Origin of the sequence: Lawsonibacter faecis (genome assembly GCF_014287675.1) — a bacterium.
GTDB classification, from domain to species: domain Bacteria; phylum Bacillota; class Clostridia; order Oscillospirales; family Oscillospiraceae; genus Pseudoflavonifractor; species Pseudoflavonifractor faecis.
Genome location: NZ_JACOPQ010000005.1, coordinates 63868 through 78336, shown reverse-complemented (window position 1 = coordinate 78336; position 14469 = coordinate 63868). Strand labels below are relative to the sequence as shown.

Annotated in this window: 9 protein-coding genes; 4 read left to right on the top strand and 5 right to left on the bottom strand. The window is 62.9% G+C overall.

The window, feature by feature from the left end:
- Positions 1-122 precede the first annotated feature (122 nt).
- Entirely contained in the window at positions 123-1781 is a 1659-nt protein-coding gene (locus H8S62_RS07720; RefSeq protein WP_155147745.1) for a ribonuclease J, read from the top strand.
- A 67-nt stretch (positions 1782-1848) separates the two neighbouring features.
- Here the strand turns inward: H8S62_RS07720 and H8S62_RS07715 are convergent, their stop codons facing one another.
- Positions 1849-2955, bottom strand: a complete 1107-nt coding sequence (locus H8S62_RS07715; RefSeq protein ID WP_186918943.1) for an Ig-like domain-containing protein — start codon at positions 2953-2955, stop codon at positions 1849-1851.
- Positions 2956-3219: 264 nt separating this feature from the next.
- Between H8S62_RS07715 and H8S62_RS07710 the strand changes: the two genes are divergently transcribed.
- The gene (locus H8S62_RS07710) at positions 3220-4860 is read left to right on the top strand and encodes an AAA family ATPase (RefSeq protein ID WP_186918942.1); all 1641 of its coding nucleotides are present in this window, start codon (positions 3220-3222) and stop codon (positions 4858-4860) included.
- 194 nt (positions 4861-5054) lie between these two features.
- Here H8S62_RS07710 and H8S62_RS07705 read toward each other — a convergent pair whose 3' ends face one another.
- The 3 genes from H8S62_RS07705 to H8S62_RS07695 form a co-directional block, all read right to left on the bottom strand.
- The gene (locus tag H8S62_RS07705; RefSeq protein WP_243255498.1) at positions 5055-5831 is read right to left on the bottom strand and encodes a polysaccharide deacetylase family protein; all 777 of its coding nucleotides are present in this window, start codon (positions 5829-5831) and stop codon (positions 5055-5057) included.
- Between the two features lie 210 nt (positions 5832-6041).
- A complete protein-coding gene (locus H8S62_RS07700) occupies positions 6042-6719 on the bottom strand; it encodes a DUF2461 family protein (RefSeq protein WP_186918941.1) in 678 nt (225 codons plus the stop codon).
- A gap of 256 nt (positions 6720-6975) precedes the next feature.
- A complete protein-coding gene (locus H8S62_RS07695; protein ID WP_186918940.1) occupies positions 6976-8919 on the bottom strand; it encodes a VanW family protein in 1944 nt (647 codons plus the stop codon).
- A gap of 356 nt (positions 8920-9275) precedes the next feature.
- On the opposite strand from H8S62_RS07695, the gene H8S62_RS07690 reads away from it, so the two are divergent.
- Positions 9276-10667, top strand: coding sequence for a 5-bromo-4-chloroindolyl phosphate hydrolysis family protein (locus H8S62_RS07690; protein ID WP_186918939.1), 1392 nt, complete (start codon positions 9276-9278; stop codon positions 10665-10667).
- Between the two features lie 126 nt (positions 10668-10793).
- Here the strand turns inward: H8S62_RS07690 and H8S62_RS07685 are convergent, their stop codons facing one another.
- Positions 10794-11723 carry a CPBP family intramembrane glutamic endopeptidase gene (locus H8S62_RS07685; RefSeq protein WP_341481034.1) on the bottom strand — a complete coding sequence of 310 codons (930 nt, stop codon included), beginning with the start codon at positions 11721-11723 and terminating at the stop codon, positions 10794-10796.
- 206 nt (positions 11724-11929) lie between these two features.
- Between H8S62_RS07685 and H8S62_RS07680 the strand changes: the two genes are divergently transcribed.
- Positions 11930-14251, top strand: coding sequence for a vitamin B12-dependent ribonucleotide reductase (locus H8S62_RS07680; protein ID WP_186918938.1), 2322 nt, complete (start codon positions 11930-11932; stop codon positions 14249-14251).
- The last annotated feature ends 218 nt before the right edge of the window (positions 14252-14469 follow it).

The following is a 14469-nucleotide window of genomic DNA, read 5'->3' as shown; positions in this document are numbered from 1 at the left end:
GCAGGCGGAATCGTCTTGTTTTGGTGCGCTCCTGTGCCCAAGGGGTGTGTTTTATTTCCACCCTTACATACCATAAAATGATTGGTAAAACGGATTTTTTAAGGAGTGTTATTAACTACACAATGGCAGAAAAACTGAAAATTATCTCTCTTGGCGGTCTCAATGAGATCGGCAAGAACGTCACCGTCTATGAGTACGGCGGCGACATGATCGTGGTGGACGTGGGCATGGGCTTTCCCGATGACGATATGTACGGCATCGACGTGGTCATCCCCGACTTCTCCTACCTCATCAAGAACAGGGACCGCATCCGCGGCATCTTCCTCACCCACGGACACGAGGACCACATCGGCTCCCTGCCCTACCTCCTGCGGGATGTCCAGGCGCCGATTTACGCCACCCGCATGACCGCGGGCCTCGTCAAGCTGAAGCTGGAGGAGCACCGCCTCCTGGACAAGACCAAGCTCATCACCTGCGAGGCGGGCGAGACCGTAAAGGCGGGCAAATTCACCGTGGAGTTCATCCACGTGAACCACTCCATCGCCGACGCGGTGTCCTTCGCCATCAAGACCCCCGTGGGCGTGTGCGTCCACACCGGCGACTTTAAAATCGACCCCACCCCGGTCTCCGGCGGTATGATCGACCTGGCCCGCTTCGGCCAGCTCGGGAAGGAGGGCGTGCTCGCCCTCCTGTCCGACTCCACCAATGTGGAGCGCCCCGGCTTCACCAAGAGCGAGAAGAGCGTGGGCGAGAGCTTCGAGGGCCTCTTCCGGGGCTGCGAGGAGCGCATCATTGTCACCACCTTTGCCTCCAATGTGGACCGGATGCAGCAGATCATCTCCGTGGCCGCCAAGTACGGCCGCAAGGTGGCCGTCACAGGCCGCAGCATGGAGAACGCCATTAAGGTCTCCACGGAGCTTGGCTATATGCAGATTCCCGCCGGAGTCCTGGTGGACGTGAACCACCTGAAGAGCCTGCCCAAGAACAAAATCTGCATCATCACCACCGGCAGCCAGGGCGAGACCATGTCCGCCTTGAGCCGCATGGCCTTCTCCACCCACAAGCAGGTGGACATCCAGGCCGGCGACCGGGTGATTATCTCCGCCTCCGCCATCCCCGGCAACGAGAACAGCGTTGGCGCGGTGGTCAACGAGCTCTACCGCAAGGGGGCCGACGTGGTCAACGAGCGGGAGCGCGCGCTCCACGTCTCGGGCCACGCCTGCCAGGATGAGCTGAAGATCATCCACGCGCTGATTAAGCCCAAGTTCTTCATCCCCGTCCACGGCGAGCAGCGGCACCTGAAAACCCACGCCAAGCTGGCACGGGAGATGGGCATGGAACCCAACAACATCATTATCAGCGATATCGGCAAGGTCATTGAGCTGACCCCCACCAGCGCCAAGCTCAACGGCAGCGTGCCCGCCGGGCGGGTATTCGTGGACGGCTACGGCGTGGGCGATGTGGGCGCGGTGGTTCTCCGGGACCGCAAGCACCTGGCCGAGGACGGTATGATTGTGGTGGTGGCCTCCATGTCCGGCGAGGACGGCAGCCTGATCTCCGGCCCCGACATCATCACCCGCGGCTTTGTCTACGTGAAGGAGTCCGAGGGCCTGATGGAGGAGCTGCGCCTGGTGGCCGTGGCCGCCATTCAGGAGTGCCGGGACCAGCGCGTCAAGGATTGGTCCGCCATTAAGAGCCAGATCAAAAACGACTTGTCCAATTTCCTCTACAAGAAAACCAAACGCAATCCCATGATCCTGCCTGTTATCATGGAGGTATGAAAAACGTCCCGCCCCGGGCCAAGTGGCCCGGGGCGGGACGTTTCATTTTAGGAAATTTTTAAAGCCGTCAGGTGCAGCGCACAAGACAGGTCAGCGTCTGTCCGTCCACGGTAACGGTGATGGTGGTGCTGCCCTTGGATACGGCGGAGACCTTGCCGCTGCCGTCCACGGTGGCGATGGAGGCGTCCTTCACGCTCCAGGTGGGGGTGCTGCTGGTGCCCTTGACCTTCAGCGTCCAGGAGTCGCCCACAGGGAGACTGAAATCGTAGCTCTTCCCGTCCAGGCCCAGGCCCACGTTCAGGGAGAGGGAGGACGGGGAGGTCCCGGGGTCGGCGGAGGGCTCGGCAGCGGCGGAACCGCTGCTGGTGACGTTGTTGCGCACCAGGCAGGACTGGCTGTACCCGCCCGCCATGGTGGCAGTGATGGTGGCGTTGCCCTTGGAGACCGGGGTCAGCCTGCCGTTCTGGTCCACGGCCACCACATCGCTCTTGCTGCTGGTCCAGGTGATGGTGCCGGTGGAGCCGGAGGGGGAGAAATTCACGCGGAAGGTGAAGTCGGGATAGGCGTCGCTCAGGGAGATATCCTGGACCGTCTTGCCGGCGTAGTTCACCAGGGTAAAGGCGGTGGCGGTCTGACTGGCCGGAATCTCGTCGCTGGGCTCGGGGGAGGGAATCAGTCCGCCGGGTTCCTGTGAGGGCTCGGCCGTGGGCTCGGTGGTGGGGTCCGGGTCGGGGCTGGGGTCCTGGGAGGGGGTGGGGCTGACGGAGACGGGGGTGGAGGGGTCTACCGAGGGCACCGGGCCGGGATCGCCCTTCTGGACAATCGGCACAATAAAGGAGACCACAATCCAGATGGCGGCACCAATGAGGGCCAGGGAGAAGATGGTCAGGATAATGTGCAGCGGCGAGGGGCCCCGGCCGTAGCCGCCGCCTCTGGCGTTGGTCACCAGCCGCTTGCCGCCGTGACTGCGGGGCTCGTCGTCCTCGTACTCGTCATCATATCCGTCGTCGAAGACGTCGTAATCCTCATATTCATCGTCGCTGCGTCTGCTGCGCCGGTCGGCCGCGCGCTCTTCGCAGAAGGGACAGCGCTTATAGGTAGTGGCATAGTATTCACCGCAGTTTTCACAGCGGACGGTCTCGCTGCGCGCACCCACAGGCTTTTTGGCTGCCATTGGTCATTCCCTCCGATTCTCTTGACTTCCTTATTTTTTATCGTTTTCCACATTGGGCCGGGCCCTGTGGAGAGAGCGGTTTTACATTCCCTATCATCTTACACGTTATGAGGAAAATCGTCAACGGTCTAGCGTAAATTGTCAGTTATTTTTTAGTTTTTATGTCTACCATAGCCGGGGAATTTTAAGGATACTTTTATTGATTATCCGTATCCTATCGGATATAATGGGTTCACATGTGAAAAAAGTAGGAGTTGAGGACGCGTGAAGGGTTCCATGACCGCCGCGGCGGTGCACAAGCAGTACGACGACGGCGTCACCGCTTTCCGGCGGCAGATTGGCGATTCGGCGCTGAGAATGCGCTTTACCCAGGAGGCGGACAGCTTTATGAGGGCCTGCGCCCTGGGCGTCTGGGGCAGGGACGGGAGCGCCGTTACCCCGCGCCATGTGGAGTACTATAACGCCATCTACACCAAGGGGAACCCCGTCCCCTCCATTTTGTTCTGGGAGCTGAGCACCGCTGTGGCGGACTACCCCGGCTTCCAGCCTCCGGCGTTCTTCGCCCGGATGCGGGCCTACGACAAGGTGGCCGGGACCAGGCTCTCCCGCCGCTTTGTGGACCTGATGACCCTGATGCTCCTGCTCTTTGCCGCCGTGGACGATGTGGTGAGCGAGGAGGAGGCGGGCTTCGTCAACCACTGCGCCGACGCGATGAGCGCGCTCTGCGCCCGGGACGGCATCAAGGGGGAGAAGGCTCCGCTGGACGTGAGCGACTTCGTCACCAAGCGACCCGCCGCCCCCAAGGCGCCGGAGCTTCCCAATGTTCCCGCTCCAGCCGCCCAGGGCGAGGGGAAGGCCCAGCCCACGGCCGAGGCAGGGGAGGAGGCGGAGGCGGCCCCCAGTCTGGAGGAGCTTCTGGCCGAGCTGGACGAGCTGTGCGGCCTGGACAAGGTGAAAAAGGACGTGAAGAGCCTTATCAATCTGGTGAAGGTGCGCAAGATGCGCCAGGAGCACGCGCTGCCCGTTCCCCCCATGTCCCTCCACCTGGTCTTTATGGGCAATCCCGGTACCGGCAAGACCACCGTGGCCCGGCTGCTGGCGAAGATATACCACGCCATTGGCGTCCTCTCCAAGGGCCAGCTGGTGGAGGTGGACCGCTCCGGCCTGGTGGCCGGCTTCGTGGGCCAGACCGCCATGAAGACCAACGAGGTCATCCAGAAGGCCCTGGGGGGCGTGCTCTTCATCGACGAAGCCTACGCCCTGGCCAATGTGGACGCCCCCAACGACTTCGGCAAGGAGGCCATCGAGGCCCTGCTGAAGGGCATGGAGGACAACCGGGCGGACCTTATCGTCATTGTGGCGGGTTACACCGAATTGATGAGTAATTTCATAAACTCCAACCCCGGCCTGGAGAGCCGCTTCAACAAGTACTTCTACTTCGAGGACTACACCGGCGCGGAGCTGATGGAAATCTTCAGGTCCATGTGCAAAAAGAACGGCTACACCCTGGACGACGAGACTGAGAAATTTGCCGCCGAGGGCTTCCGGTCCCTCTACGACGACCGGGATGAGAACTTCGGCAACGCCCGTGACGTGCGCAACGTCTTCGAGCGGGCGGTGTCTCGCCAGTCCGATCGGGTGGCGGCCATGGAGAACCCCGGCAAGGAGGACCTGATGGCCATCACCGTGGCCGACCTGAGAGAGGACGACGACGAGGAGGAATCCCCCGCCCAGGCCATTGAAGCGGACGCCGCCCCCAGCGGGGGGGATGCGGACGGCGGCGGAGCGGCGGAGCTGCCGGAGGACGGGGAGGCGCCCCCGGCGTCTACGGAAGAGGGCGGGGAGGAAGCCGACACTCCTGCCCCAGGGCAAGCCCCGGGCGAAGGCCGGATTGAAAACCAGTGAGGGAGGCGCTGCTGACCAGATGGGCGTGAGCGTCCGGCTGTTTAAGCGTCAGGGAAATGCGTCCAGGCTCAAGAGATCAATCAGTAAAGCTAAAAGCACCGGGCGGGCCTTCTGGCCTGTCCGGTGTTTTATGCGATATCACGGCGGCGATGGGGCGGGGGACGGATTAAGCGGCGCCGCGTACAGGCGCAGGCTTACGGATAGGCGTTCCAGTACACCTCGCCCGGCTCCAGGTCGATATGCCGGGCGGCGTAGAGCTCGTCGATGGTGCAGAAGAGGAATCCCTTGGCGTGGAGCTGGTCGATTACCTGGAGCGCGGCGTCCACCGAGGCGCTGAAGATATCGTGCATGAGGATGATATCCCCGTCCTTGGCCTCCGATACGATCTGCCGGACCTCCCGGGGAGCGTTCTGGTCCTTCCAGTCCTCCGGGTCGATGGACCAGAGGATGATGGGACAGCCCGCCCAGGTCTTCACGCCGTTGTCCGTCATGCCGTAGGGCGGGCGGAGGAGGAAGTCGTTGTGGCCCAGTACGCCCTTGAGAATGCTCCGGGTTCGGTCCACCTGAGCGTCGAAATCGGTCTTGTTCAGGCCCGTGAGCTTCACGTGGTCATAGGTGTGGATGCCGATCTGATGTCCCTCGTCATCCATCCGCTTGAGCACGTCCTCATTGCCCTCCACCTGCTCGCCGATGAGGAAGAAGGTGGCCTGGACGCCCCGCTCCGCCAGGCCGTCCAGCAGGCGGGTGGTGGTGGAGCGGCGGGGGCCGTCGTCAAAGGTGATGGCGATAAGCTTCATCTCGTCGTCCGGCGGCAGCACCGCCTCGGGGGCCGCGCCCGTCTCGCCCGGGGGCGCGGCGTCCGCCTGCACCGCCGCGGGCCGGGCGGACAGGGCCGCCGCCACCGAGAGGGGAAACGCCAGGGCCATCAGTACCGCCAGCGCCGCAATTTTCCGATTCCGTTTCTGCTCCATACCCCGCCGCCGCCTTTCTGTTTATCAAAAACAGTATGTGCGGCATGGCGGTTTTGTTGCGATGTAATTTTTGTTAGATAAAAAATGGCTCGGAGAGCTGCTTTTTACACCCGCTCCGCCGGGATACGATGAAATTGTTCAGGCGTGGCGCACGGAGCCGTCCCATGCCGGTTTTGACTGTCCGCAGTGGAGCGGCCGGTCAAAAAACGCCTATGCGTCCCGGGGGTCCGGATCGGAATCCAGAGAAATAAGATAGCGGTAAAAGGGCACCAGGGAGTCGTACCCCTGTATCAGCAGCTCCGGCAGCTGCGGAGTGAAGAGGACCCCGCCGTTTTCGCCTCCCGCCGACAGGTTGAAGCCCTTTTTGTTGTACCAGGGGGCCAGCAGGGGGGTGGTTTCCCCCTTGGGCCGCTTGTAGTCCACGCCGTCCAGGGTAAACACATCCTGCCTGTTGAAGGCGCGGACCAGCTGTTCAAAGGGCTTGGGGTTGGTGTCCAGCCGCCTGCGGAATTTGGCCATGGTGATGGGCCGGGCATAGTAGTACCCCAGGCCGTAGGTATAACCCTCGGGGGCCAGCTCGAACCAGAAGACCGGGTCCCCGGTCCAGTCCTCGCTGGGCCGCTCCATGGAGAACCAGAGCCGGTCCTTATAGGGCCCCTGGCCATGGAGCCGCCGGGCGTCCCGGTAGATGCGGGAGACCTTGCTGACGAGGCCCAGCTCGGGATATCTGCCGTCGACGGCCTCATATACCGTGCCGGCCAGCTCCCGCAGGGGGTTATAAAAACAGGTCTTGTACTGGTCCTTATGGGCCTCAAACCAGCCCTTTTCATTGTTAAAGCGGATGCCCCACATAAAGTCGACGGTCTCGTTGGAAAAGCCCTGGAACATCATTTTCACCATCCTTATTTTGGGCCCTGCCTGAAAGAGCCGTCTGCTCTCCGGGCAAGGCCTGATTCATTTTTTCGAAGAAAGTTAAAAAGGGAGGCCCGCGTGATATACGGCATGGCCGCCGATACCGCCCCAGGGCGGGAGGCGGACGCGCCAAAAGCCGGGTATCATAGCTACATTGCGGTTATTATACCACAGAGTTCGCGGTTTTAAAATAAAAAACGCCCCCGTCCGGCGGACGGGGGCGCTGAGAACACTACGCGGCGGGGGATGCCTCGGCATCCGCCGGGGGGATGGTGGGAATCCCCTCGGGCACGTCCTGGGAGGGCGCGGGGCTCTCGGACGGGGTGGGAGAGGGCTCCTCAGAGGGGACCGGGCTCTCACCCGCCGGAGACTCGCTGGGGGGAGGAGTGACCGCGGGGTCTGTGGGCACGGCGCCCGGGTCCGTTCCCGGCGGGGGGGTGGGCTCGGTGGGCATATTGGGATCCGTCGGCACAGCGGGATCGGTGCTGGGGACGGGCGTTGGTTCCACCGAGGGGCTGGGGTCCACCACGGGGGTGAGGTTGCGCAGGCCGGTGGCGGGGTCGATGCCCAGCCGTGCCGCGTCGGCGCTGTTATAGAAGTACACGCCGTTGCGGGAACGGTACTTGTCCTTGTGGAGGAACTTGGTTTCGACCTCGTTGCCCTCGTCGTCCACCAGACGGAGGTAGACCTCCACGGTGATGCCGTTGTAGGCGGTGCGCTCGGTGTCCTTGATGGGCTCGCCGCCGGGGGCGACCTTGGCGTCGTTTGCCTCGTAGACCGTCTGGGCGGCCTCGGTGGCCAAAACCTTGTTGAAGGGCTCGCCGTGGATGCCGTTGCTGGTGCCCAGGATGGTCACATGGAGGTTGTTGCTCTTGTCCCGGTAGCACTCGATTTTCACGGGGTACTCGGTGCTGTTCTTGAACTTGAAGTCGGGATAGGTGTCATAGACCGTGGCGTCGGTGCCGATGATGGGCAGGTAGCCGGTGTTGTAGGCGTGCTGAGAGCGCTCCACCGTCTCCAGATTGGCCACCAGTGTGGCCCAGTACAGGGTGGAGGAGAGCTGGCAGATGCCGCCGGCGGTGGTGTCCACCGACTTGCCCTGGACGTAGGCCGTGGCCTTGCCATAGCCGTTGGAGGTGGTATAGGGGCCGCAGAGCTCCGTGTAGGAGAAGGTCTCGCCGGGCAGGAGAATCGTGTCGTTGACAAAGCTGCAGGCGAGGTCAATGTTGGTCCGGCGGCTGGCGGGGCCGGAGCACCAGGTCTTGGTCTCGGCCAGCACGTCTTTAAAGAGGTTCTCCTCCAGCTTGGCGCCGGTGAGGGCCGGCTCGCTGAGGGCCAGGGGGACGCTGCAGGTCTCCCCCTCCTCCGTGCGCTCCAGCAGTGCCCGGGCGGCGGCGATGTCGAAGCTGACGCCGGTGACCGACGGGACAATCTCCTTGGTCGCCTTATCCAGATAGGCGTCGGCGCTCTCCACGTAGACCTCCCGGTAGATGGCCTCGAAGTCGGGCTCCTCCGGGGCGGTGACCTCAGGGGTGAGCTCCACGCTGTCCTTCCCGGCCCAGAGGGCCTCCAGAAGCTGCTCCCGCAGGGCGTCCAGACTGACGCTGACGCCGGAGGTGCCCTTACGGAGCACCAGGGCGTCGTCGGTGACGTGGTAGGTGGTCTCGGTGAGGGTGGAGCTGATGTCGCTGTCGATGTCATGAATCAGGCGCTGCAGGGTCTCCTCGCCGCCAGGGGCAAGCTCCGCGGCGGCGGTGACGACCAGGGAATTGCCGTGGGAGGAGAGCCAGGCGAAGCCCAGGCCCAGAAAACCGTTCTCCCGTCCCCGGGCGTAGGCCTGGTCGGCCGCGGCCGCGGCGTCCACCGTGACCACGGAGCCGGAGAGCCGCTGGGAGCCGCCGGGGTAGGAGACGCTGATAACCTTGTCGCCGTAGAGCAGCTCGGCGGCCACCCGGACGGCCTCCTCGGCCTGGTTCCGGGTCATGCCGGACAGATCGCCCCCCACGTCGGCGGAGGTGCCCGGCAGAATGCGGTCTGAGGAGCTGACATAGCCGCACAGTGCCAGATAGCCTCCGACCAGCAGGACCAGAACCGCCGCTATGACAATGACGGCAATTTTTGCGCCCTTCGGCATTCCGTTTTTGGGCATGACGCGTTTGCCCTCTGTGTTGTCCATATGAAATCACTCCAAATATCCGGTGGAAAATACTAAGACAGGGTACATTATATGGTGTTTTGTGAAAAAAAGCAATTACAGATTGGTTACAGGGGAAAATGCCGGGCTGCGGAGTGGGAATTTACCCCTGTAACCGCCCGCGGGCGGGGCGGCGAGACCCTTTACTTTCCGGTGGATTCGTTGTATCATAATCTCTACCGGCGTTGTCGGGTCTCTATTTATGTCCCGACCGTAAATTTTAATCTTTTTAAAGAAAAAATCAATCTCTTTTTACCATAGACGTGATACTATATGGGTACAGCGAGTTTATGCGGGGCCCCGGTCCCGCTGACGGATTATTTAGGAGGGCGCTCTTCATGGCGTACAACTACGACAGCAGCGGCGGCTACAACGGCGGCGATAACGACAACAGCGAACTGATCTCCTGGATCATCGTGGTGGCCGCACTGGTCATGTTCTGGCCGGTGGGTCTTTTTCTGCTCTTCCGCAAGCTGACGGGGAACAGTGTGGGAAGCGGGACCAACAGGCGCTACCAGCAGCGGCATCCCTACGATATCCAGCAGGACGCCGCCGCCGGGGCCGGACCCTACAAGCCCTCCTCCTCCGCGTCCGGCGCCGGCTCCTCCGCCTCCTCCGCTAAGCCGGGGGCCTCGTCCTCAGCCTCCTCCGCCCAGAGCGGCGCTCGGACCGACCGCGGCGGGTACAACTATAAGTACGAGTACCGCTACCAGTACCAGGGCGGCCAGCAGGCGGGGCAGCAGCAGAGCCAGCAGGCGGCGGGCAGGCAGTCCTACGCCGGCCGGGGCCGGAGCAAGCAGCCGGGGATGCAGGGCGTGCCCTACCAGAAGCGGCGCAAGAACGTGGATCTCAACAAGGGCAAGGGCATGACCATCTGGGGCGGCATTCTCACGGGTATTTTCGGCTTCATCTCGGCCGTCAGCTTCCCCGCCATCCTGTTTTCCGAGGGGCTGCTGGGCACCCTGGCGGCTATGGCGCCGCTGCTGGGCTTCACCGGCCTGGGCGTGGTGCTTCTGGTCTGCGGCGCGCAGCGCAGCAAGAAGGCCAAGCGCTTCCGCAAGTATCTGGCTCTCATCGGCAAGCGGGACTCCATCTCCATCGCCACCCTGGCCCAGGCCATGCCGGTGAGCTACCACACCGCCTGCGACGACCTTCAGGAGATGCTGGACGAGGGGTACATCCCCACCGGCTATCTGGACATGAGCAGTGGCCGCCTTATCCTATCTGACGAGGGAATCCGGGAAGAGGTTCCCGTCCAGGAGGAAGAGGTCGAGGAGGTGGAGGAGCCCACCCGCAGCGCGGAGGAGGACGACGCGATCCTCCGCGAGATTAAGCAGACCAACGACGCCATCGCCGACCCGGTGATGAGCGCCAAAATCGACCGTATCGGCGAGATTACCAGCAAAATTCTGGAGTACCAGCGCAAGAACCCCAACAAGAACAGCCAGCTCAGGAGCTTTTTGAGCTACTATCTGCCCACCACGCTGAAAATTCTCAAGGCCTACGCCCAGATGGAGGCTCAGGGCATCGAGGGTGAGAACATCCGGGCCGCCAAGGAGCGAATCGAGGGCATGATGGATAAGGTGGTGGAGGGCTTTGAGAAGCAGCTCGACAAGCTCTTCCAGGACGATGCGATGGATATCACCACCGACGTGGAGGTGCTGGAGCGGATGCTGGATAAGGACGGCCTGTCCGGCGGGACAGGCGGCTTCACCCTGGGTGGGGTTTAAAAACCGGCTGAATAAAGAGGCGCGGCTGATGCCGCGCCTCTTTTTATGCCAGTACCCGTATGGGGGACGGACTGCCGCGCCGTGGCCCGCAAAGCCCCCGGGGGAATTGAGGCCGCGGGATACGCCCTACAGCAAAAACAGCACCGCAAAGCCGCACGCGGCGATGCAGAACATAATCATGCCCGGATTGAGAAGGAAGAGCCCCCATTTCCCCCCCTCGGTCATATCCTCCCGGCCCCGGGGCAGGGAGAGCTCGTACCGGCGGCGGATCAGGAGGACGGCGCCCCCCACCGTACACCCCAGGTAGAGAAGGCCTGCGGCCATCGTGCCGGCCTCCCCGAGAAGCGCGGTCAGGAATCCGCCGCCCAGGAGGTTGATCGCGGCGTGGAGAGCGATGGTCTGCCATACCTTCCCCGTCCGCAGTACCACCCAGGCGAAGACCAGCCCCAGGGTAAAGGCGTAGAGCATCTGGTAGAGGTTGCCGTGCATCAGGGAGAAGGCCAGGGCGGAGGCGAAGGCGGCGAACCGGGCGCCGTAGGGCCTGAGCCGCTTGAGCAGGAGGGAGCGGAAGAAGAGCTCCTCAAAGACGGGAGCCAGCACGCATGTGGACAGGAGGGTGAGCGCCATGGGGTAGTCCGCCAGGGAGGCGTCCAGCGGGTTGGTGCTGGTAACGCCCCGGAGGGTGTCCAGGAGGCTGATGAGGAAGATCGTCAGGAGGTTGGAGACCATCAGGACCCCCACCGAGACCACCAGAGCCTTGAGCCAGCCGACCGGGGAGAGCGGCCCCTCCCCGCCCGTGGGGGCGGCGGGGACGGACAGGAGCAGGAGGGCCGCCGCGGAGAAGCCCACAAAATACTGGGAGAGGACCGACAGGACCCATACCACCCAGCTCTCGCCCAGCGCCTGGGGGGCCAGCAGGGAGAGTATCACGGCGGGAACATATTGGACCGCCATCGGTCCCAGCATGAACACCACCAGGGCCCAGCCCATGCGGTTGAAACGCCTCCGGTGGGCCGCCGTGGGCGGCAGCTCGGGCGGCCGCCCCGTATTGTACACCCGCAAACCCTTCACCCCCTATGCATTACGCAGATTTCTGCCGTCATAATCATATCAATTTTCTATACTGAAAGCAAGGAACAAGATGTTGACTTTGATTTGGGACATGCTACAATATATTGTGCGACTATAAACAGCCATGCCGCGGACAAGGGGCTGCCTGCGGCGGGCTGTTTTTCGATGACACTGAGAGAGGAAGATCGTAGATGCCCATTTCTGAAAACGCCAGAGCCGTCCTGGAGAAGCGCTATCTCATCCGGGACGAGCATGGACAGCCCACCGAGACGGTGGACCAGCTTTTCCACCGGGTGGCCGGCGCCATTGCCGCCGCGGACGCCCGTTTTGACCCCAAGGCCGACGTGGACGCCACAGCCCGGACTTTTTACGACATGATGACCGGTCTGGATTTTCTGCCCAACTCCCCCACGCTGATGAACGCCGGCCGACCCCTGGGCCAGCTCTCAGCCTGCTTCGTCCTGCCTGTGGCCGACTCCATGGAGGACATTTTCGACGCCATCAAGAATGCCGCCCTCATCCACAAGTCGGGCGGCGGCACCGGCTTCTCCTTCTCCCGGCTCCGGGCCAAGGGCAGCACGGTGAACTCCACCGGCGGGGTGGCCAGCGGCCCCATCTCCTTCATGAAAGTCTTCAACGCCGCCACTGAGGCTGTGAAGCAGGGCGGCACCCGCCGGGGGGCAAACATGGGCATCCTCCGGGTGGACCACCCCGACATCATGGAGTTTATCGGCTGCAAGAACGACACCCATGAGATCAACAACTTCAATATCTCCGTGGGCCTCACCGAGGCCTTTATGCGCTCTGTGGAGCAGGGCGGGGAGTACGACCTGGTGGACCCGGCCACCGGAACGGTCACCGGCACGCTGAACGCCCGCAGGGTCTTCGAGACCGTGGTGGCATCCGCCTGGCAGACCGGCGAGCCCGGCATCATCTTCCTGGACCGGCTCAACCGGGACAACCCGGTGCCCTCCATGGGAGAGATTGAGTCCACCAACCCCTGCGGCGAGCAGCCGCTCCTGCCCTACGAGGCCTGCAACCTGGGCTCCATCAATCTGGTGACCCACCTGAAGAAGTCCGGCGGCAGGTACGTACTGGACAAGAAGAAGCTGGGCGACACCATCCGCAAGGCGGTCCACTTCCTGGACAACGTCATCGAGGTCAACAAATACCCCCTGGATGAGATTGACAAGATGACCCGCGCCACCCGGAAAATAGGCCTGGGCGTAATGGGCTTTGCCGATATGCTCCTCTATATGGGCATCCCCTACAACAGCGAGGCGGGCGTGGCCCAGGCCAAGGAGGTCATGGAGCTGGTAAACGCCGTCGGCCACCAGGAGAGCGAGAAGCTGGCCGGGACCCGGGGCGCGTTTCCCCTCTTCGGCGAGAGCATCTACCAGAACGGCAGGCCCCTGCGCAACGCCACCGTCACCACCATCGCCCCAACGGGCACGCTGTCCATCATCGCCGGGGTGTCCTCCGGCGTGGAGCCTGTTTTCGCCTACGCCTATATCCGCAATGTCATGGACAACACCCATCTCATCGAGACCAACCAGATTCTAAAGGACAGGCTCACCGAGGCGGGCGTGTACTCTGAAGAGCTGATGGAGCAGATCGTGGAGCAGGGGAGCCTCCAGCATGTGGAGGGCATCCCAGAGGAGATCAGGAGGGTCTTCGTCTGCGCCCACGACGTCTCCCCCATCTGGCATGTGAAAATGCAGGCCGCCTTCCAGGAGTACACCGACAACGCCGTCTCCAAGACGGTGAACTTCCCCAACTCCGCCACCCGGGAGGAGGTGGCCGAGGTCTACACCCTGGCCTACAAGCTGGGCTGCAAGGGCACCACCATCTACCGGGACGGCAGCCGGGACGAGCAGGTGCTCAACATCGGCAAGGTGGCGGGCGGCAGGGAGGAGCCCAGGGCAGAGACCTATGAGGAGGCCGTCCTCAGCGCCGAGTGCGAGAACGGCGCCTGCGTCATGCGCAACATCAAGCCCCGTCCCCGCCCGGCGGTGACCATGGGATATACTGAAAAGGTGAAGATCGGCTGCGGCAACCTCTACATCACCGTCAACTACGACGAAAACGGCATCTGCGAGGTGTTCACCAACACCGGCAGGGCCGGCGGCTGTCCCTCCCAGTCCGAGGCCACCGCACGGCTGGTGTCCATCGCCCTCCGGGCCGGGGTGGACGGCGACGAGCTCATCCACCAGCTCAAGGGCATCCGCTGCCCCTCGTGCCTCAGGCAGAAGGGCGTGCCGGTCACCTCCTGTCCCGACGCCATCGCCAAGGCCATCGAGCGGGTGGTGAAGGCATCCCAGAGCGGCAGCGCCCTGCCCCCCTGTCCGTCTCCCCTGTCCGCCGTGGTCCCCGGGGAGCCCATCATCCCCCGGCCCGGCATGACCCCCGCCGAGGCGAAGCTTGCCAAGTACTGTCCCGAGTGCGGCAGCCCCATGGAGCACGAGGGCGGCTGCGTCACCTGCCGCAACTGCGGCTACTCCAAATGCGGCTAAAGATATCAATATGAGAGGCCCGGAGCGCATATGCGCTCCGGGCCTTTTCGCCTGCTGACGGAAGGGGCTCATTTTATGGAAAAAATTGCCGTATCCGTCATGAGAAGCGTCATTTCCGGGGCGCATGTCTCCGGAAATGACGGATTTAAAATTGATTCCGTCGTCTGCGGACGACGCTGCTCTGCGAGGCTTTCTCCGCGGAGGTTTTTTGACAGCCT

Coding starts and splice junctions, on each gene's coding strand:
- H8S62_RS07700 (WP_186918941.1), bottom strand. CDS start 6,719: ATGTTCCAGGGCTTTTCCAACGAGACCGTCGACTTTATGTGGGGCATC.
- H8S62_RS07720 (WP_155147745.1), top strand. CDS start 123: ATGGCAGAAAAACTGAAAATTATCTCTCTTGGCGGTCTCAATGAGATC.
- H8S62_RS07690 (WP_186918939.1), top strand. CDS start 9,276: ATGGCGTACAACTACGACAGCAGCGGCGGCTACAACGGCGGCGATAAC.
- H8S62_RS07705 (WP_243255498.1), bottom strand. CDS start 5,831: ATGGAGCAGAAACGGAATCGGAAAATTGCGGCGCTGGCGGTACTGATG.
- H8S62_RS07715 (WP_186918943.1), bottom strand. CDS start 2,955: ATGGCAGCCAAAAAGCCTGTGGGTGCGCGCAGCGAGACCGTCCGCTGT.
- H8S62_RS07695 (WP_186918940.1), bottom strand. CDS start 8,919: ATGGACAACACAGAGGGCAAACGCGTCATGCCCAAAAACGGAATGCCG.
- H8S62_RS07680 (WP_186918938.1), top strand. CDS start 11,930: ATGCCCATTTCTGAAAACGCCAGAGCCGTCCTGGAGAAGCGCTATCTC.